Genomic DNA, 17826 nt, shown 5'->3' on the forward strand with positions numbered 1-17826 from the left:
GAAACGGAAAACCCCGCCGAGGCGGGGTTTTTGTTGGGCGATGCGACGAAGCGGGGCTTACATCAAGCCTTCGGCCTTCAGCGCCGCCTGCACGCCCGGATCGGCGGACATGCGCTGGTGGAAGGCAGCCAGATGGTCGAGGCCGGTCAGGTCGATGCCGAGCTTCTTCGCCCATCCCATCGTCACATATAGATAAGGGTCGGCAAAGCTGCGGAAGCCGGCCAGCCAGCCGCCGGCCTCGCCCAGCCGCTTGTCCGCGGTCTCGAAATGCTTGCGGACGCGCTTGGCGGCCAGTTCCTTGACCGTGTCGTAGTTGTCGGCGCCGGACATGAACAGCCCGGGCGCGAACAGCGGCAGGAAGGACGGGTGCAGGTCGGAGTTGCAGAAGGCCAGCCAGCGGGTCGCCTCGGCGCGCTGGCGCGGGCTGTTGTCACCGGCGAGCCCGGCATCCGGATAGCTGTCGGCGATGTAGCCCATGATCGCCGCGTTCTGGGTCAGCACGAAGTCGCCATCGACGATGACCGGCACCGAACCGGCCGGGTTCAGGGCCAGGAAGCCGGGCTCCTTGATCTGCGTGGCCGTGACCACTTCGACCTCGAACGGCTGGCCGGTCCACTGCAGGGCGATGTGGTCGGCGGTCGAGCAGGCACCGGGCTTGGAATAGAGCTTCATGGCGACTCCGGGATAAGGGGAATCGCCATGATGGGGGCGCCGGCGCTAAAAACCCATGACGTGAGCGGCAAACGCTCCGTTGCGTGGGTGGCTCGATCAGCCGCGCTTGGCGCGCAGCGGCTGCACCTTCAGGAAGGTGTGATCGCCGATGGTGGCGACCTGATAGGCGTTGCGCCAGCTCGGGCTGGCGATGTCGTGCGCCATGAAGTGGCTGGCGCCCGGCACGATTTCCTTGCGCTGGCCGTCCGGCAACGCCCAGTTGCGCTCGGACTCGATGGCGATGGTGACCGCCTGCGCCCAGGCCTCGGTGTTGCTGAGGCGGGTCTGCGGCGAGACCAGGGTCGGTGCGAACTGCTTGCGGGCGGTGACCACCTTGCACATGGAATCGCCCCACAGGCCGCTGTCCTCGCGGCGCAGCGCCACTTCGGCGACGGCCTGCTGGCCACGCACCGACTGGTCACGGGCCTCCAGATACAGCGTGGCCGACAGGCACAGGGAATCCGCGGCCTGCGGCGGAAGAATCGAGGCAAGCCAAAGGATCCAGGCAAGCTTCATCGTCGTACTCCTTGCTCGTTGCGTCGAAGCGCGGCTGCTTCCGGTCATCCGGGAGCGGCATTGCTTCGACATGGCGTCAGGGGAGGGCGGCGGCTCTATGGCACACCTTCTGCCCAAGGCGGAGGATCCGCCGGGTGCCGCTCAATCAATGTGAATGGCGGCTTGGTGAAAGTGGGCGCACGGTACGAACGCGAGTCCTAACCCCAGCTGAATGGGGATTTACATTTCCAGGCCCGGTTTGTGGTGGGGATGTGGAAGGCGCGCCAGCCGGATCCCGATAATAGGTTGAAGAATGAGAAGCCGATATTCAGGCTAGAATCAAAGCCGGTATTCCAGCCGGTTATCCATGCCTGGCGAAATATCCCTACATACGCTTTTCCCGCTACTCGACCCGCAGCTGAACAAAGGGCTTGTCAAGGGAACTGTTATGCTATTGTTAACGCGGCTTTCACATGCGCAACCGTAGGCTTCATCGCGGTGACGAGCAGCTGGCCGTCATGACCAGAGATTCCGTTTCATCGTTTTACCTACCCTGTTTGACCTTTTGATCAAGGAGCTCGACATGAACAAGAAACTCCTCTGCGCCGCGTTGTTGTGCGGCATGGGTGTTGCACATTCCGCAGTCGCCCAGGAGTTTGACGACCGCTGGTACGTCTCCGCCTCCACCGGCGTTAACTTCCAGGACAACGACCGCGGTACTGAAGACGCCATCTTCGGCACGCTGGGCTTCGGCAAGTTCTGGACCCCGAACTGGTCGGTGGATCTGGAGCTGAACTACCAGAACCCGGACAAGTCGGCCAACCCGAACCTGTGGTGGAGCCAGTACGGCGCTTCGGTTGATGCGCGTTACCACTTCCGCAATGCGGATCGCAAGTGGTGGCCGTACCTGCTGTTCGGTGTCGGCATGCAGCGTCACGAGGAAGAGTTCGCCGCCATCTGCGGTCCGGCTTCGGGTATCCCGATGCAGGCTTCCTGCCCGGCCCAGCATGAAGACAACAACGTCGCCGCCAAGGTCGGTGTGGGTCTGCAGGCTGACTTCGGTCGCGTCGACCTCCGCACCGAGCTGGCTGCCCGCGCCGATTTCGACGAAATCCAGGCCCGTCCGGCTGCCGCCCAGGAAGACAAGTTCATCGACATGCTGGCTTCGGTCGGCCTGACCGTGGCGCTTGGCCCGGAGCCGATGGCCCCGGTCGCCCCGCCGCCGGCCACCCCGAACTGCGCCGACATGGACAGCGACGGTGACGGTGTCAACGACTGCAACGACAAGTGCCCGGGTTCGCAGGCTGGCCAGACCATCGGTCCGGACGGCTGCCCGGTTCCGGTGACCTTCGATCTGAAGGGCGTCAACTTCGACTTCGACAAGTCCAAGCTGCGTCCGGACGCGATCGCCATCCTGAACGAAGGCATCGAGATCCTGAAGCGTTACCCCGACATCCGCGCTGAAGTGGCCGGTCACACCGACCTCTGCGGTTCCGATGCCTACAACCAGGCCCTGTCCGAGCGTCGCGCCCGCGCCGTGTACGACTACCTGACCTCGAACGGCATTGACGCCGGTCGTCTGTCGGGCCCGGTCGGCTACGGCGAGAGCCGTCCGCTGGAGAACACCCCGCAGACGCTGCCGGATTGCAAGAACGAGCGCAACCGTCGCACCGAGCTGAACGTCCAGAACTGATCTGGCGCACAGCAGCAAGACAAAGAAACCCGGCTTCGGCCGGGTTTCTTTTTTTGCGCGATGACAACGCATTAAGTGAAAGCAGTCGTGATGCGTGACGCGCAGGGTTTCAAGACGAAGCGTTTTCGCCTACATTTCCCGGGGTCGGGGATGCAAACACGCATGCCTGTTTCCTATGCAACGATGGAGCGCGCGATGTCCCAACGCCTGATGATGCTTCCCCTCCTGCTGGTCGCCGGATGGGCGAATGCACAGTCACCGAATTGCGCAGGCGTGCCGCGCGCGCTGCCTTCGTCACCCGATGTGCTGCCGGCGGTGTCGCAGGAATTGGCTTCCCCGTATTCCGACCTGGGTGCGCCGACCGGCGTGCTGTCGCGCGCCTACGACCAGGCGGTGTCGGCCGACCAGGTGCTGCTGCGCATGAAGATCGAAAGCTGCCACAGCTTTGCCAACGCGATCCCGGCGCCGCGTCCGGTGAACCCGAACGACCAGGCGGCCTACAAGCCGCAGACGCAGTGGGACAACACGCCGTGGCGCTTCGACATGACGCAGAACGGCAGGCGCATGACCGCCGACGAATTCGATGCGTGGATGAAGGCCAAGGGTGTACGCGTTGTGCCGGCGCGCCCGGCGCAGTCCGCGTCGGCGCCGACGACCGGTGCTGCACCCCAGCTGCCGCAGGTCACGCCACCGCCGACCAAGCCGTAAGCCTCGCCTTCGTACATCCGTGAGGAAAGCCGGCGCCCCGCGCAGGATGGGCTTGGCGCGGGTGATGTCGAAGCGTGGGCTGTGCTCGCGCGCGGAAGCCGAACGGATGATCCGGGCCGGCAGGGTGGGGCTTGGCGGCCGCATCATCACCGATCCCGAAGCGCCGACGCCCGAAGACGAAGGCGGGATTTTCATCGACGGCCAGCCCGCGGCGTCGCCGGCGCGTCGCTACCTCATGCTCAACAAGCCGCGCGGGCTGCTCACCACCGCGCAGGACGAACGTGCGCGTGACACGGTCTATCGCTGCTTCGACGGCCATGACCTAGGCTGGATCGCGCCGGTCGGGCGGCTCGACAAGGCGAGCGAAGGGTTGCTGCTGTTTTCAAACGATCCGCAATGGGCGGCGTCGATCACCGACCCCGCCACCGGGCCCGCCAAGACCTATCACGTGCAGGTCGCCGGTTTACCCGATACCGACACGCTGCAGCGGATGCGCGAAGGCGTAGTGGAGGCAGGCGAGCATCTGGCCGTGCGGGCGGTGAGCCTGCTGCGCGCTGGCGAACGCAACGCTTGGCTCGAGATCGCCTTGGACGAAGGACGCAACCGCCAGATCCGCCGCATTCTGTCGGCGTTGGATTTCGAGGTGCTGCGGCTGGTGCGCGTGGCGATCGGAGGGGTGGTGCTGGGTGATCTCGCCAAGGGCGCCTGGCGTGAGCTCGATGCCGCGGAGCTCGCGATGCTCAATCGCTGAGCCATCGAAGCATCAAGGACAGGGCGGGTCGTGATGCGCCCGCCCATGTAGGCGCATCGATTACTGGATGACGCCCAGTTCCTTGCCGATGCGGGTGAACGCGTCGATGCAGCGGTCCAGGTGTTCGCGCGTATGCGCCGCGCTCATCTGCGTGCGGATGCGCGCCTGGCCCTTGGGCACGACGGGGAAGAAGAAGCCGATGGCGTAGATGCCTTCCTCAAGCAGGCGCGAGGCGAACTTCTGTGCCAGCGGCGCGTCGTAGAGCATCACCGGGCTGATCGGATGCACGCCGGGCTTGATGTCGAAACCGCGCTTGCCCATTTCCTCGCGGAAGTAGGCGGTGTTTTCGGCCAGTTGCTCGCGCAGTTCGCCGGCCGAGGAGAGCATCTCGAATGCCTTGATGCCGGCGGCCACCACATGCGGCGGCAGTGAATTGGAGAAGAGGTAGGGACGCGAACGCTGGCGCAGCAGTTCGATCACTTCCTTCTTCGCGGTGGTGAAGCCGCCGAGTGCGCCGCCCATCGCCTTGCCGAGCGTGCCGGTGAAGATGTCGATCCTGTCCATCAGGCCTTTCACCTCGGCGCTGCCGCGGCCGCTGGCGCCGAGGAAGCCGGTGGCATGGCATTCGTCGATGTGGACCAGCGCGCCGTACTTGCGCGCGAGCGTGGTGATTTCATCGAGCGGGGCGATGAAGCCATCCATCGAGAACACGCCGTCGGTGGTGATCATGATCGTGCGCGCGCCATCGGCCTTGGCCTGCTTGAGCTGCGTTTCCAGATCGGCCATGTCGCAGTTGGCGTAGCGGTAGCGCTTGGCCTTGCACAGGCGCACGCCGTCGATGATGGAGGCGTGGTTGAGCGCGTCGGAGATGATCGCGTCGTTCTCGTCCAGCAGCGGCTCGAACAGACCGCCGTTGGCATCGAAGCAGGCGGCGTAGAGGATGGTGTCCTCGGTGCCGAAGAAGTCCGCGATGGTCTTCTCCAGCTGCTTGTGCAGGTCCTGCGTGCCGCAGATGAAGCGCACCGACGCCATGCCGAAGCCGTGGCTGTCCAACGCATCTTTCGCCGCCGCGATGATGTCCGGATGGTCGGCCAGCCCCAGGTAGTTGTTCGCGCAGAAGTTCAGCACGGTGCGGCCGTCTTCCAGCGTGATTTCCGCCGACTGCGGGCTGGCGATGATGCGTTCGGACTTGAACAGGCCGGCGTCGCGGATTTCGTCGAGGGTGGTGGCGTAGCGGTCGGTGAGGGACATGGATTGCGGCCTCTGGTGGTATTTGGCAGTGGTCGGAGCGTGCCGAAGCGCGACCTTACGCGGCATGGATGCCGCGTATGAGCCTACATGGACGTATTCACGGCGTGTCGCGCAGCGGCATCTCCGACCATCGCGGGAGAGATTTCGTGACTGGCTGGTTTCAATTCCAGCTCAGCACGACCTTGCCGGACTTGCCGGATTCCATCAGTTCGAAGCCCTTCTGGAATTCATCGATCGGCAGCTGGTGCGTGAGCGCCTTGCCAAGCGGAAAGCCGGACAGCACCAGCTGCGTCATCTTGTACCAGGTCTCGTACATCTTGCGGCCGTAGATGCCCTGCAGCGTCAGGCCCTTGAAGATCACCTTGTCCCAGTCGATGCCGGCGCCGTTGGGCATGATGCCGAGCATCGCGATCTTGCCGCCGTGGTACATGCAGTCGAGCATGTCGCCGAAGGCGCGCGGGTTGCCGCTCATCTCCAGGCCCACGTCGAAACCTTCCATGTGCAGGTCGGCCATCACCGACTTGAGCGGCGTGTTGGCGACGTTGACCACGCGCGTCGCGCCCATGTCGGCGGCGAGCTTGAGGCGGTAGTCGTTGACGTCGGTGACCACCACGTTGCGCGCGCCGATGTGCTTGCAGATGCCGGCGGCGATGATGCCGATCGGGCCCGCGCCGGTGATCAGCACGTCTTCGCCCACCACATCGAACTCCAGCGCGCAGTGCGCGGCGTTGCCGTAGGGGTCGAAGAACGCGGCCAGCTCGCCCGGGATCTGGTCGGGGATCGGCCACAGGTTGGTGGCCGGCATCACGATGTATTCGGCGAAGGCGCCGTCGCGGTTCACCCCGATGCCCACCGTGTTCGGGCACAGGTGCTGCTTGCCGGCCCGGCAGTTGCGACAGTGCCCGCAGACGATGTGGCCTTCCGCGGACACGCGCTGGCCGACCGAATACCCCGCCACGCCCGGGCCGATCGCGGCGATGCGCCCGACGAACTCGTGGCCGATCACCAGCCCCGGCTTGATGGTGCGCTGGCTCCACTCGTCCCACAGGTAGATGTGCAGGTCGGTGCCGCAGATCGCGGTCTTCTCCAGCTTGATCAGCACCTCGTTGGGGCCGGCGACCGGCACCGGCACCTCTTCCATCCAGATGCCTTTCGCGGCCTCGCGCTTCACCAGCGCCTTCATCGTCTGCTGCGTCATTGGGGGTCCGTTGTGCGGTGCAATAGCGCATTTTACCGCCTCAGCCGTGACCGCCTGCACATGCCCGACCGGCCGCGGCATCGATAATGGACCTTCGACCAGACGACAGGATGGGTGGAATGCGCAGGACGATGTGGGCGATGGCGGCAGGTGCCGCGCTGGTGGGCGGCGTAGGTGCGAACGGCAAGGCGCGCGCGGACGAGGGCATGTGGCTGCCGATGCAGCTGCCTGACATCGCCGCGAAGATGAAGGCCGCCGGCTACCGTGGCGAAGTCGCGAAGCTGGCCGATGTCACCCGTCCGCCGCTGGCCGCGGTGGTGAAGGTGGGCGGCGCGACCGGCGCCTTCGTGTCCGGCCAGGGGCTCATCGTCACCAACCACCATGTCGCCTTCGGGGTGATCCAGTACAACAGCTCGAAGGAACACGACCTCATCGGCAACGGCTTCGTCGCACCCGACATGGCGGGTGAACTACCGGCCAACCCGGACTTCCGCGTGCTGGTGACGACCGGCTTCGACCGCATCACCGACCGCATCCTCAAGGACGCGCGCGGCAAGACCGGGCGCGCCTACTACGACGCCGTGGAAGCCGCCAGCAAGGCCGAGGTCAAGGCCTGCGAGGCCGATGCCGGCTATCGCTGCAGCGTGGTCAACATGTACTACGGCACCGATTTCTACCGGGTCAAGCAGCTGGAGCTGAAGGACATCCGCCTTGTCTATGCGCCGCCGCGCGACATCGGCAACTACGGAGACGAGATCGACAACTTCATGTGGCCGCGCCACACCGGCGACTTCACCTTCCTGCGCGCCTATGTCGGCAAGGACGGCAAGCCGGCGGTCTACAGTCCGGACAACGTGCCGTACGCGCCGCCCGCGCACCTGCAGGTCAGCACGGCGGCGGTGAAGGATGGTGACTACGCGATGCTCGCCGGCTATCCGGGCACCACCTACCGCCATCGCAGTGCCGCGGAATTCGCCAACCAGATCGACTGGCAGCTGCCTTCGCGCGTGGCGCTGTACGACAGCCTGTTGAAGGACATCGCCGCCAGCGCGCCCGAAGGCAGCGATGCCGCGGTGAAATACGCCTCGCAGGTGCAGTCGTTCAAGAACACGTTGAAGCGTGCGCAGGGCGAACTGGAAGGCCTGAAGCGTAGCGACGCCGTGCGCGTGCGCAACGCCGACGAAGCCGCGATGCTGGCCTGGCTCGGCAAGCAGCCTGATGCGAAGGCGACCCGCAGCGACATCGACCGCATGCAGCAGCTGTTGGCGCAGGGGCAGGCCACGCGCGAGCGCGACCAGCTGTTTTCGGCGATGCGCAGCACCACGCAATTGCTCAATTCGGCGGTGACGCTGCAGCGCCTCGTCATCGAGCGCGGCAAGCCGGATGCGGAACGCGAGTCCGGCTACCAGCAGCGCGACGAAGCGCTGATCGAAGGCCGCCTCAAGCAGGTGCAGCGCCGTTATGCGCCGGAAGTGGAGAAGGCGCTGCTCGCCGACCTGTTGAAGCGCTATTACGCGCTGCCGAAGAACCAGCGCATCGCCGAGGTGGATGCGGTGTTCGGTGGGGATGCGGCGGCGGCCACCAAAGCACTCGATGCGATGTATGCCGGCACCAAGCTGGGCGACGAAGCCGAACGTCTGGCCCTGATGCGCAGCAGTGGTGATATCGCCGCCGACGCCGCCAACCTGGCCCAGTCCGCCGACACCGACCCGCTGCTCAAGGCGGCGGCCACGTTGATGCCGGCGATCCTGCGCATCGAGGATGAGGGCAAGGCACGCGACGGCGAACTGCTGCGCCTGCGCCCGGCTTACATGCGTGCGCTGATCGGTTATCGCGAATCGCAGGGCAAGGCGGTGTATCCGGATGCCAACTCCACGTTGCGGGTGAGCTTCGGGCGCGTGCAGTCGCTGGCCCCGCGCGATGCGGTGGAGTACACGCCGGTCACCACCGTCGCCGGTATCCTGCAGAAGCACACCGGCGTGGATCCGTTCAATGCGCCGAAAGCGCTGCGTGCGGCGATCGCGAAAGGCGACTTCGGCAACACCGCCGACCCGGTGCTGAAGACGCAGACGGTCGACTTCCTCACCAACCTCGACACCACCGGCGGCAATTCCGGTTCGCCGGTGATGGATGCGGAAGGCAAGCTGATCGGCATCAACTTCGACAGCAACTGGGAGTCGGTGAGCGCCAGCTGGATGTTCGACCCGCGCTACAAGCGTGCGGTGCACGTGGATGCGCGCTACATGCGCTGGCTGATGGACAAGGTCTATCCGGCGCACTGGTTGCTCGATGAAATGAAGCTGCCGCGCCGCTGAGCGCGTGCCGCCGGACGCGCGAGCCATGACCTTTGTCACACGGGTCGTGGCGGATGCGCGGGCTAGACTCGACAGGTTCAATACAAGGGAAACACGATGCGAATGAAGATGCTGGCCACGGCGATCGCCGTGGCATCGATGGGAATGGCGACGTCGGCGCAGGCCGGCGAGGGCATGTGGGTGCCGCAGCAGCTGCCGGAGATTTCCAAATCGCTGAAGAAGGCCGGGCTGAAGCTCGACCCGAAACAGCTGGCCAACCTCACCGGCGACCCGCTGGGCGCGGTGGTGTCGCTGGGTGGCTGCACGGCCAGCTTCGTGTCGCCGCATGGCCTGGTGGTGACCAATCACCACTGCGCGTACGGCGCGATCCAGCTCAATTCCACGCCGGAGCGCAACCTCATCGCCGATGGCTTCAATGCCGCGCAGCCGGGTGACGAACTCTCCGCCGGCCCCAACGCGCGCATCTACGTGCTCGATGAAATCACCGACGTCACCGCGCAGGTCAAGCAGGCCATCGCCGCTGCCGCATCGCCCATCGACCGCACCAAGGCGGTGGAAGCCCTCGAAAAGCAGCTGATTTCGCAGTGCGAGGCCGGTGGTGGCTATCGCTGCCGCCTGTACAGCTTTTTCGGTGGCAACACCTATCGCCTGTTCAAGAACATCGAGATCAAGGACGTGCGCCTGGTCTATGCGCCGCCTTCGTCCATCGGCAATTACGGCGGCGAGATCGACAACTGGATGTGGCCGCGCCACACCGGCGACTTCTCGTTCTACCGCGCCTATGTCGGCAAGGACGGCAAGCCCGCCGCCTTCAGTCAGGACAACGTGCCGTTCCAGCCGAAGCACTGGCTGAAGATCGCCGACAAGCCGTTGGGCGTGGGCGACTTCGTGATGGTGGCGGGCTACCCCGGCAGCACCAGCCGTTACGCGCTGGCCGACGAGTTCGACAACACCTCGAACTGGGCCTACCCGACGATCGCCGCGCACTACAAGAAGCTGGTGGCGATGGTCGATGCGGCAGGCGCGAAGAACAAGGACATCGAGGTCAAGTACGCCAGCACCGTGCGTGGCTGGGAAAACGTGCTGAAGAACTACGACGGCCAGCTGGAAGGTTTCAAGCGCATCGGTGCCGCCGAGACCAAGAACCGCGAGGAAGCGGCGGTGCTGGAATGGCTGCGCAAGCAGGGCAGCAAGGGCGAGGCCGCGCTGGCCGCGCACGACCAGCTGCTCAAGCTCAACGCGCAGGCCCGCGCCACCCGCGAGCGTGATCTGGTGATGCGCCAGACCGGCGGTGCGCTGGGCGGGACGGCGACCACGCTCTACCGCACGGCCATCGAGCGCGCCAAGCCCGATGCGCAGCGCGAATCCGGTTACCAGCAGCGTGACTACGCCGGCATCGAAGGTGGTCTGAAGCAGATGGAGCGCCGCTATGAGGCGTCGATGGATCGCCAGCTGCAGCGTTACTGGCTGATGGAATACCTGAAGCTGCCGGCCGCGCAGCGCGTCGCCGCCATCGACAGCTGGCTCGGTGGCAACGACGCCGCGGCGGTGGATCGCGCGCTCGACCGCATGGGCAAGAGCGAGCTGAAGAACGCCGATGCACGCCTGAAGTGGTTCGCCGCCGACAAGGCCGCGTTCGAGAAGAGCAAGGACCCGGCGATCCAGTACGCGGTCGCGGTGATGCCGACCCTCATGAAGCTGGAGGAAGAGGGCAAGACCCGGTCCGGCGAAGTGCTGGTTGCGCGCCCGGCCTATCTGCAGGCGGTGATGGACTACCGCAAGTCGAAGGGGGAGGCGGTGTATCCGGATGCCAATTCCTCGCTGCGCATCACCTTCGGCAACGTGACCGGCTACACCAAGCTCGACGGCAGCAAGCAGGTGCCGTTCACGCGCCTGGAGGAAGTCGCGGCCAAGGCCACCGGCCAGGAGCCCTTCGCCGCGCCGCAGGCCCTGCTGGATGCGATCAAGGCCAAGCGTTACGGCGGGCTGGAAGACAGGCGCCTCGGCACGGTGCCGGTGAACTTCCTTTCCGACCTCGACATCACCGGCGGCAACTCCGGTTCGCCGGTGCTCGATGGCCACGGCAAGCTGGTCGGCCTGGCCTTCGATGGCAACTGGGAGTCGGTCAGCTCCAACTGGGTGTTCGATCCGAAGATGACCCGCATGATCTCGCTGGACGAGCGCTACATGCGCTGGATCATGCAGGAGGTCTACCCGGCGCCGCAGCTGCTGCAGGAAATGGGCGTGCCGGCCAAGCGCTGATCCGCGCCACGCGTGTCGAGGAAGAGGCCGGCCCGTCCGGCCTCTTTCCTTTTGAAGGCCACGCGATGCGGGTGCTACGCTGCGCGCCCACCCGCAGAACCCCGCCGAACGATGCGCATCCTGCTTGCCCGCCATGGTGAAACACCCTGGAACGCCGAAGGCCGCTACCAGGGGCAGGCGGACATTCCGCTCTCGCCGGTGGGTGAAGCGCAGGCGCGTGCGCTGGGCGAACGCTTGCGCGAGGTGCGGATCGATCGCGCCGTGGCATCGCCGCTGGCTCGCGCGCGACGCACCGGCGAGCTGGCCTTGGGCGAAGCGCGTGCGCCGATGCTCGCGCTGGATGCCGGTCTGGCCGAGATCGCCCACGGCGAGTGGGAAGGCCTGCTGGCCAGCGAGATCCACGCCCGCGATGGCGAACGCATGCAGGCCTGGCGCGATGCGCCGCATACCGTGCTGATGCCGGGCGGCGAATCGCTGCAGCAGGTGCTGGACCGCGCATGGCCGGCGTTCGCGCGTGCCTGCGAGGGCTTGGGCGATGACGCCACGGTGCTGGTGGTCGCCCACGACGCGGTCAACCGTGCGCTGCTCTGTCGCGTGCTGGGAATGACGCTGGCGAATTTCTGGCGCTTCCGGCAGGCACCGACCACGCTCAACCTGCTGGAAGGTGTCGATGCCGACCACCTCGACGTGGTCCGCCTCAACGACTGCGCGCATCACACCGCGCTGTTCGGCGAAGCGGTGCACCGGGCGCTGTGATGGCGGCCAACCCGACGACGCTGCAAGGCTGGCTGGCAAGGCTGGAAACGCAGCATCCCAAGGCCATCGACCTCGGCCTAGAACGTGTGCGCGAAGTCGCGACGCGGATGGGCCTCGGCCACCCGGCGCGGCAGGTGATCAGCGTCGCCGGCACCAACGGCAAGGGCTCGACCGTCGCCTTCATCGAGACCATCGCGCGTGAAGCGGGCTGGAAAGTCGGCGCGTACACATCGCCGCACCTGCTGCGCTACAACGAGCGCGTGCGCATCGATGGCGTGGATGTGGGGGATGACGACCTCGTCACCGCCTTCGATGCGGTGGAAGCCGCACGCGGCGACACCTCGCTGACCTATTTTGAAGCCGGCACGCTCGCCGCGCTGTGGCTGTTCGAACGCGCGGAACTGGATCTCGCGGTGCTCGAAGTCGGGCTGGGCGGGCGGCTGGATGCCGTCAATCTCGTCGATGCCGACTGCGCTGTGATCACCACCGTCGATCTCGACCACCAGGACTGGCTGGGCGATGACATCGAGAAAATCGGCTTCGAGAAGGCCGGCATTGCGCGGGCGTGGAAGCCGCTGGTGGTGGGCGATGACGATCCGCCGGCCAGCGTGCTGCGGCATGTGTATGCCATCGGCGCGTCGAGCTGGCGCATCGCCAACGATTTCTTCGCCGAGCCGTTGGACGCCACGCACTGGCGGTGGCGCGAAGTCGGCTTCGAGATGGACCTGCCGATGCCGGCGCTGTCGGCCCCGGTGCAACTGCGCAATGCCGCCTGCGCCATTGCCGCGCTGCGGGCCATCGGTTTCGAAGCTGCGCCCGAGGTGTTCGCGGCGGGCATCGCGAATGCGCGTATGGATGCGCGGCTGCAGCGGATCGAGCGCGACGGCATCGACATCCAGATCGACGTCGGCCACAACCCGCAGGCGGCGCGCGCGCTGGCGCAGGCGCTGAACGCGGCACCCGTCGAAGGCCGCACGCTGGCGGTATATGCGGCGCTCGGCGACAAAGATGTGGCGGGGGTCGTCGCGGCGTTGGCCGATACGGTCGATGCCTGGTATCTCGCCGGCACCCGCGAAGCCGGGGCGCGCGGCATCGACGCCGCAGAACTGGTCGCGCGAATGCCGAAGGATTTGCCGGTCTCCGCTGCCCTGGACAGCGTCCGCGAAGCCATCAACGCTGCCCTGCGCGACGCCTGGCAAGGCGACCGCGTACTGGTCTTCGGCGGTTTCCACGTGGCGGAACAGGCGCTGAAGCAGCTCGCCGCCGGCGGGTCAGCCGGAGCGGCCGGGCTATAATCACGGCCCCCCAAGCGTCGCGCGCCTTCTGATGGATCGAGCCCTCAAACAGCGTCTGATCGGCGCAGCCGTGCTGGTGGCCATCGCGGTCATCTTCCTGCCCATGCTGGTCAAGGGCCCCGCGCCGGTCAGTGGCGCCGCCGATGTCTCGCTGGATGTGCCGACCCCGCCGCAGGACGGCTTCGAAACCCGTGACCTGCCCTTGGGGGCGCCCGGCCAGGTGCCCGCAGGCGGCGTGGCCGGCATGAGCGATGCCCCCGTCACCGGTGCATCGCAGCCTGCCGCCGCCGCCATCGAACCCGCTTCCACGCCCGCGACCGCCGCCGGCGATTTCGCGGTGAATTTCGGCCACTACGGCACCTCGGCCGACGCCGACCGCATGGTCGCCGCGCTCGCCCAGTCGCAGTTGAAGGCCTATGCCGAACCGGCCACGTTGAACGGCCGCAGCGCGTGGCGCGTGCGCCTGGGCCCGTATGCCGGGCGTGCCGAAGCCGAGGCCGCCCGCCTGCGTGCGTTGCACGTGAGCGACAAGGTCAACGCCAGCGTGGTCGCCTTAAATGCCGGTCCCGATGTCGCCCCGGCCGCTACCACCGCCGCCACGCCGCCAGCCGCCGTCACCACCGCGCCGCTGCCGCCGGCCCCGCGCACCGCCGAATCCGCCGCACCCACGCCGAAGCCGGTGCAGGTGGCCGAAGCCAAGCCGGCCCCGACGCCGGCACCCGCCAAGCCCGAACCGAAGCCCGCCGCGCCGGTCGCCGCGCCCAAGCCGGCCACACCGGTCGCCGCCGCGCCGAAGCCGGAACCCAAGCCCGCCGAAGCCGCGCCGAAACCCGCGCCCAAGCCGGCTGCGTCGAATGTCGGGTTCGCGGTGCAGCTGGGCGCCTTCGCCGACCCGGCCGCCGCCACCGCGTTGCGCGACAAGGCGCGTGCCGCCGGCCTGTCCGCCTTCACCGAAACCATCAAGACCGCCGAAGGCCCACGCACCCGCGTGCGCGTCGGGCCGGTCGCCGACCGCGCCGATGCCGAAAAGCTGCGCGCGCAGGCGCAGGCCAAGCTGGGCGTCGGTGGCATGGTGCGCCCGCATCCCTGAGCAACACCCGCTTCCTTATTTCACCCCGGAGTTCCCATGTGCGGCATCGTCGGCATCGTCAGCCACACCGAAGTGGCCGCGCGCCTCTATGACGGCCTGACCGTCCTGCAGCACCGCGGCCAGGACGCCGCCGGCATCGCCACCAGCAACGGCCGCCAGTTGCGCGTGGAAAAGGGCAACGGGCTGGTCAGCGACGTGTTCGACGCGGGGATGATGTCGCAGCTGCAGGGCCACATCGGCATCGCGCATTGCCGCTACCCGACCGCCGGCAGCGAGGGCAGCGACGAAGCCCAGCCGTTCTACGTCAACTCGCCCTACGGCATCGCGCTGGCGCACAACGGCAACCTGATCAATACCGAAGAACTGCGTCGCGAGGTCTTCGAACAGGACCGCCGCAGCGTCAACACGCAGTCGGATTCCGAAGTGCTGCTCAACGTGTTCGCGCACGAGCTCGCCAACCAGCCCGGGCTGGACCCCGATGACGCGTTCACCGCCGTCGAAGGCGTGATGCGCCGCGCCAAGGGTGGCTACGCGGTGATCTGCATGGTGATGGGCCTGGGCCTGGTCGCCTTCCGTGACCCGAACGCGATCCGCCCGCTGGTGATCGGCCGCCGCGCCACGCCGCAGGGCGACGAATACGCGCTGGCTTCGGAATCGGTGGCGCTCGACCTGCTCGGTTTCGAGCGGTTGCGCGATGTCGCGCCGGGCGAGGCCATCGTGGTGACCAATGACGGCGTGCTACACCATCGCATCTGCGCCGAGGCGGTGCTGTCGCGGCCGTGCATCTTCGAATACGTGTACTTCGCGCGCCCCGATTCGATGATGGACAACATCTCGGTGCACAAGGCACGGATGCGGATGGGCGTGGCGCTGGGCGAGAAGATCCTGCGCGAGCGGCCCGACCACGACATCGACGTGGTGATCCCGATCCCCGACACCAGCCGCGACGCCGCGCTGGAAATCGCCAACGTGCTCGGCGTGAAATACCGCGAGGGTTTCATCAAGAACCGTTACGTCGGCCGCACCTTCATCATGCCGGGGCAGGGCGAGCGCGCGAAGTCGGTGCGCCGCAAGTTGAACCCGATCCCGCTGGAGTTCCGCAACCGCGTGGTGCTGCTGGTCGACGACTCCATCGTGCGTGGCACCACCAGCCAGCAGATCGTGCAGATGGCCCGCGATGCCGGCGCCAAGAAGGTCTATCTCGCCTCCGCCGCGCCGCCGGTGCGCTATCCCAACATCTACGGCATCGACATGCCGACCCCGCAGGAACTCATCGCGCACGACCGCGACGAGCGCGAGATCGAGCAGCTGATCGGCTGTGACTGGCTAGTCTACCAGGACCTGTCCGATCTGGAAGACGCGGTGGCCGGGCCGAAGCATCCGGGCATGAAGTTCGATACGTCGTGCTTCTCCGGCGAATACGTGACCGGCGTGGGCGCGGGTTATTTCGAGCAGCTGCAGGCGCAGCGCTCCGACGAGGCCAAGGCCAAGCGACGCGCGTGATCCGCGGCTGCCTGACGCTGCAGGTGGCGCCGTTCCCGCTGCCGCGTGGCGGGTCGTCACTGTTCGATGCGGCGCGGATGGTGCTCGATTGCGATGACGTGTCGCGCAAGCCCGGCCTCGCGCGCGCGATGGCGCAGGGCTTCCGTTCCGGCCAGCTGGTCGTGCCGGACGATGCACCGCCGCCTTCCGCCGAATGCCACTGCGCGCGTCCGCTGAAGCCGCGCCTCGTGCATCCACGCGAGCTGCCGCGTCGTGGTTTCGGCAGCGATGAAGGCCGGGCCGCCTTCATCCACGCCGTCGCCCACATCGAATTCAATGCCATCGACCTGGCCTGCGACGCGGTCTGGCGCTTCCGTGGCATGCCGGAAGCGTTCTATGCCGATTGGGTGTCCGTGGCCGATGACGAGGCACGCCACTTCGAAATGCTGCGCAAGCGCCTGCAGGCTTTCGGCCGCGACTACGGCGACTTCGACGCGCATAACGGGCTCTGGGAAATGGCCGTCAACACCGCCCACGATGGGTTGGCGCGGATGGCGCTGGTGCCGCGCGTGCTGGAAGCGCGCGGGCTGGATGTGACGCCGGGGATGATTACCAAGCTGCGTGCCCTCGGCGATGACGCGACCGCCGACATCCTCGAAGTGATCCTGCGCGAGGAGATCGGACATGTGGCCGCGGGTTCGCGCTGGTATCGCTGGTTCTGCGAACGCGCGGGCGTGGAGCCGCGTGCACGCTTCCACGAACTGCTGCGCGAATATGCCGGCGGCGTGTTGCACGGGCCGTTCAATCTGGAAGCGCGGCTGATGGCCGGCTTCGACGAAGACGAACTGGCGAGCCTGCAGTCGCTCGCGGATTGATCGCCGGACCGACCGGGCGTCTGCAGGCGAATTCGCGCTGAAGAAGCGCACCCGCCGACCATGAATACTTAACGTGCCCCGGTTAGATTGCAGGCTGTCCATCCCTCGGAGTCCTTCCATGCACAGGTTGTCCCTTTCCCTGCTCGCCGTCGCGATGACGCTGTCACTGGCGGCCTGCAAGCCCGCCGTCAACACCCCGGCCGAAGCGACCCCCGCCACTGACGCGGCCAGCACGGCTGAAGGCGCGACGCCTGCATCCGCCACCGAAAAGTTGATGGCCATGCGTGCCTTCGGCAACGAGCCGTTCTGGGAAATGACCGACAAGGGCGACGGCACGCTGGAATTCAGCACGCCCGACAAACCCGATGGCGGAAGTTTCGCCGTCACGCGCAGCGATGACGCGAGCGGCATCCACTACGCCGGCAACGAGGTGAAACTCGACATCGCCAAGCAGGACTGCAGCGACGGCATGTCCGATGCCGTCCACGCCTTCACCGCGACCATGGTGCTCAAGGGCACGACCTACAAGGGCTGCGCCGCGCCCGCCAGCGCGGTCATGCCGGCGGAAGATGGCGGCGTGGCTGAAGGCGCGACGGCAGCCGCGGCGGCCGGCGAAGAAGGCGCGGTCACGCGCTTCAAGGCCAACGGCTTCTCGCCTGCATGGCGTGCGGAAGTGGATGGCAAGACCGTCAAGCTGGATGTGCCCGAGCATGGCCGCGTCGATCCGGGTTTCACCACCGTGTCCGCTGAGCGTTCGGCCTATTCGAAGGGTGTGGAGTTCTCGGGCAAGGATGCGGGCGTGGACTTCACGCTCAACATCGATGGTCGCGCGCGCTGCGACAAGGCGAGCGACGAGAACGGCAAGATGGGCCGCGAGTTCAGCGCCACCCTGCAGTACGGCAAGACCACCTACAAGGGCTGCGCCGACGCGGTGAAGTGATCGG

General features: G+C 66.7%; 15 protein-coding genes. 11 read left to right on the forward strand and 4 right to left on the reverse strand.

All coding sequences use genetic code 11. The features are described from left to right. Nucleotides 1-57: 57 nt before the first annotated feature. Complete coding sequence (locus DCD74_RS01755) at nt 58-672, reverse strand: glutathione S-transferase family protein (RefSeq protein WP_112925804.1); 615 nt, start codon at nt 670-672, stop codon at nt 58-60. Between the two features lie 96 nt (nt 673-768). Next, complete coding sequence (locus DCD74_RS01760; protein WP_112925805.1) at nt 769-1227, reverse strand: cell wall hydrolase; 459 nt, start codon at nt 1225-1227, stop codon at nt 769-771. A 562-nt stretch (nt 1228-1789) separates the two neighbouring features. Between DCD74_RS01760 and DCD74_RS01765 the strand changes: the two genes are divergently transcribed. The 3 genes from DCD74_RS01765 (at nt 1790) to DCD74_RS01775 (ending at nt 4358) form a co-directional block, all read left to right on the forward strand. Next, nucleotides 1790-2899: an OmpA family protein gene (locus tag DCD74_RS01765; RefSeq protein WP_112927611.1), complete on the forward strand. Its 1110-nt coding sequence runs from the start codon at nt 1790-1792 to the stop codon at nt 2897-2899. Nucleotides 2900-3082: 183 nt separating this feature from the next. After that, a complete protein-coding gene (locus tag DCD74_RS01770) occupies nt 3083-3607 on the forward strand; it encodes a hypothetical protein (protein WP_407072221.1) in 525 nt (174 codons plus the stop codon). A gap of 46 nt (nt 3608-3653) precedes the next feature. Further along, on the forward strand, nt 3654-4358 hold the full coding sequence (locus DCD74_RS01775) for a pseudouridine synthase (protein WP_112925806.1): 705 nt from the start codon (nt 3654-3656) through the stop codon (nt 4356-4358). A 60-nt stretch (nt 4359-4418) separates the two neighbouring features. Here the strand turns inward: DCD74_RS01775 and kbl are convergent, their stop codons facing one another. Together kbl and tdh are read right to left on the reverse strand one after the other, a co-directional pair. Further along, nucleotides 4419-5609 (reverse strand): glycine C-acetyltransferase, encoded by a 1191-nt coding sequence (gene kbl, locus DCD74_RS01780; RefSeq protein ID WP_112925807.1) that lies wholly within the window; start codon nt 5607-5609, stop codon nt 4419-4421. A gap of 160 nt (nt 5610-5769) precedes the next feature. Further along, complete coding sequence (gene tdh, locus DCD74_RS01785; RefSeq protein WP_112927613.1) at nt 5770-6792, reverse strand: L-threonine 3-dehydrogenase; 1023 nt, start codon at nt 6790-6792, stop codon at nt 5770-5772. Between the two features lie 134 nt (nt 6793-6926). Between tdh and DCD74_RS01790 the strand changes: the two genes are divergently transcribed. The 8 genes from DCD74_RS01790 (at nt 6927) to DCD74_RS01825 (ending at nt 17822) form a co-directional block, all read left to right on the forward strand. Further along, the gene (locus DCD74_RS01790) at nt 6927-9122 is read left to right on the forward strand and encodes a S46 family peptidase (protein WP_112925808.1); all 2196 of its coding nucleotides are present in this window, start codon (nt 6927-6929) and stop codon (nt 9120-9122) included. A 96-nt stretch (nt 9123-9218) separates the two neighbouring features. Next, nucleotides 9219-11384: a S46 family peptidase gene (locus DCD74_RS01795; protein ID WP_112925809.1), complete on the forward strand. Its 2166-nt coding sequence runs from the start codon at nt 9219-9221 to the stop codon at nt 11382-11384. A gap of 111 nt (nt 11385-11495) precedes the next feature. Then, complete coding sequence (locus tag DCD74_RS01800) at nt 11496-12140, forward strand: histidine phosphatase family protein (RefSeq protein ID WP_112925810.1); 645 nt, start codon at nt 11496-11498, stop codon at nt 12138-12140. Next, a complete protein-coding gene (folC, locus tag DCD74_RS01805) occupies nt 12140-13435 on the forward strand; it encodes a bifunctional tetrahydrofolate synthase/dihydrofolate synthase (RefSeq protein ID WP_112925811.1) in 1296 nt (431 codons plus the stop codon). Before DCD74_RS01800 ends, folC begins: the two co-directional genes overlap by 1 nt. Before the next feature lie 31 nt (nt 13436-13466). Continuing rightward, nucleotides 13467-14525, forward strand: coding sequence for an SPOR domain-containing protein (locus DCD74_RS01810; RefSeq protein ID WP_112925812.1), 1059 nt, complete (start codon nt 13467-13469; stop codon nt 14523-14525). Between the two features lie 36 nt (nt 14526-14561). Beyond that, nucleotides 14562-16028, forward strand: a complete 1467-nt coding sequence (gene purF / locus DCD74_RS01815) for an amidophosphoribosyltransferase (protein WP_112925813.1) — start codon at nt 14562-14564, stop codon at nt 16026-16028. Between the two features lie 77 nt (nt 16029-16105). Further along, the gene (locus DCD74_RS01820; RefSeq protein ID WP_112927614.1) at nt 16106-16882 is read left to right on the forward strand and encodes a ferritin-like domain-containing protein; all 777 of its coding nucleotides are present in this window, start codon (nt 16106-16108) and stop codon (nt 16880-16882) included. A 118-nt stretch (nt 16883-17000) separates the two neighbouring features. Next, nucleotides 17001-17822 (forward strand): hypothetical protein, encoded by an 822-nt coding sequence (locus tag DCD74_RS01825; RefSeq protein ID WP_162615829.1) that lies wholly within the window; start codon nt 17001-17003, stop codon nt 17820-17822. Nucleotides 17823-17826: the final 4 nt, after the last annotated feature.

This window comes from Lysobacter oculi (assembly GCF_003293695.1).
GTDB classification, from domain to species: domain Bacteria; phylum Pseudomonadota; class Gammaproteobacteria; order Xanthomonadales; family Xanthomonadaceae; genus Solilutibacter; species Solilutibacter oculi.

Bases quoted from the DNA above. Each gene is read 5' to 3' on its own strand.
- DCD74_RS01755 (WP_112925804.1), bottom strand. From the start codon at position 672: ATGAAGCTCTATTCCAAGCCCGGTGCCTGCTCGACCGCCGACCACATC.
- DCD74_RS01760 (WP_112925805.1), bottom strand. From the start codon at position 1,227: ATGAAGCTTGCCTGGATCCTTTGGCTTGCCTCGATTCTTCCGCCGCAG.
- DCD74_RS01765 (WP_112927611.1), top strand. From the start codon at position 1,790: ATGAACAAGAAACTCCTCTGCGCCGCGTTGTTGTGCGGCATGGGTGTT.
- DCD74_RS01770 (WP_407072221.1), top strand. From the start codon at position 3,083: ATGGAGCGCGCGATGTCCCAACGCCTGATGATGCTTCCCCTCCTGCTG.
- DCD74_RS01775 (WP_112925806.1), top strand. From the start codon at position 3,654: ATGGGCTTGGCGCGGGTGATGTCGAAGCGTGGGCTGTGCTCGCGCGCG.
- kbl (WP_112925807.1), bottom strand. From the start codon at position 5,609: ATGTCCCTCACCGACCGCTACGCCACCACCCTCGACGAAATCCGCGAC.
- tdh (WP_112927613.1), bottom strand. From the start codon at position 6,792: ATGAAGGCGCTGGTGAAGCGCGAGGCCGCGAAAGGCATCTGGATGGAA.
- DCD74_RS01790 (WP_112925808.1), top strand. From the start codon at position 6,927: ATGCGCAGGACGATGTGGGCGATGGCGGCAGGTGCCGCGCTGGTGGGC.
- DCD74_RS01795 (WP_112925809.1), top strand. From the start codon at position 9,219: ATGCGAATGAAGATGCTGGCCACGGCGATCGCCGTGGCATCGATGGGA.
- DCD74_RS01800 (WP_112925810.1), top strand. From the start codon at position 11,496: ATGCGCATCCTGCTTGCCCGCCATGGTGAAACACCCTGGAACGCCGAA.
- folC (WP_112925811.1), top strand. From the start codon at position 12,140: ATGGCGGCCAACCCGACGACGCTGCAAGGCTGGCTGGCAAGGCTGGAA.
- DCD74_RS01810 (WP_112925812.1), top strand. From the start codon at position 13,467: ATGGATCGAGCCCTCAAACAGCGTCTGATCGGCGCAGCCGTGCTGGTG.
- purF (WP_112925813.1), top strand. From the start codon at position 14,562: ATGTGCGGCATCGTCGGCATCGTCAGCCACACCGAAGTGGCCGCGCGC.
- DCD74_RS01820 (WP_112927614.1), top strand. From the start codon at position 16,106: ATGGTGCTCGATTGCGATGACGTGTCGCGCAAGCCCGGCCTCGCGCGC.
- DCD74_RS01825 (WP_162615829.1), top strand. From the start codon at position 17,001: ATGCACAGGTTGTCCCTTTCCCTGCTCGCCGTCGCGATGACGCTGTCA.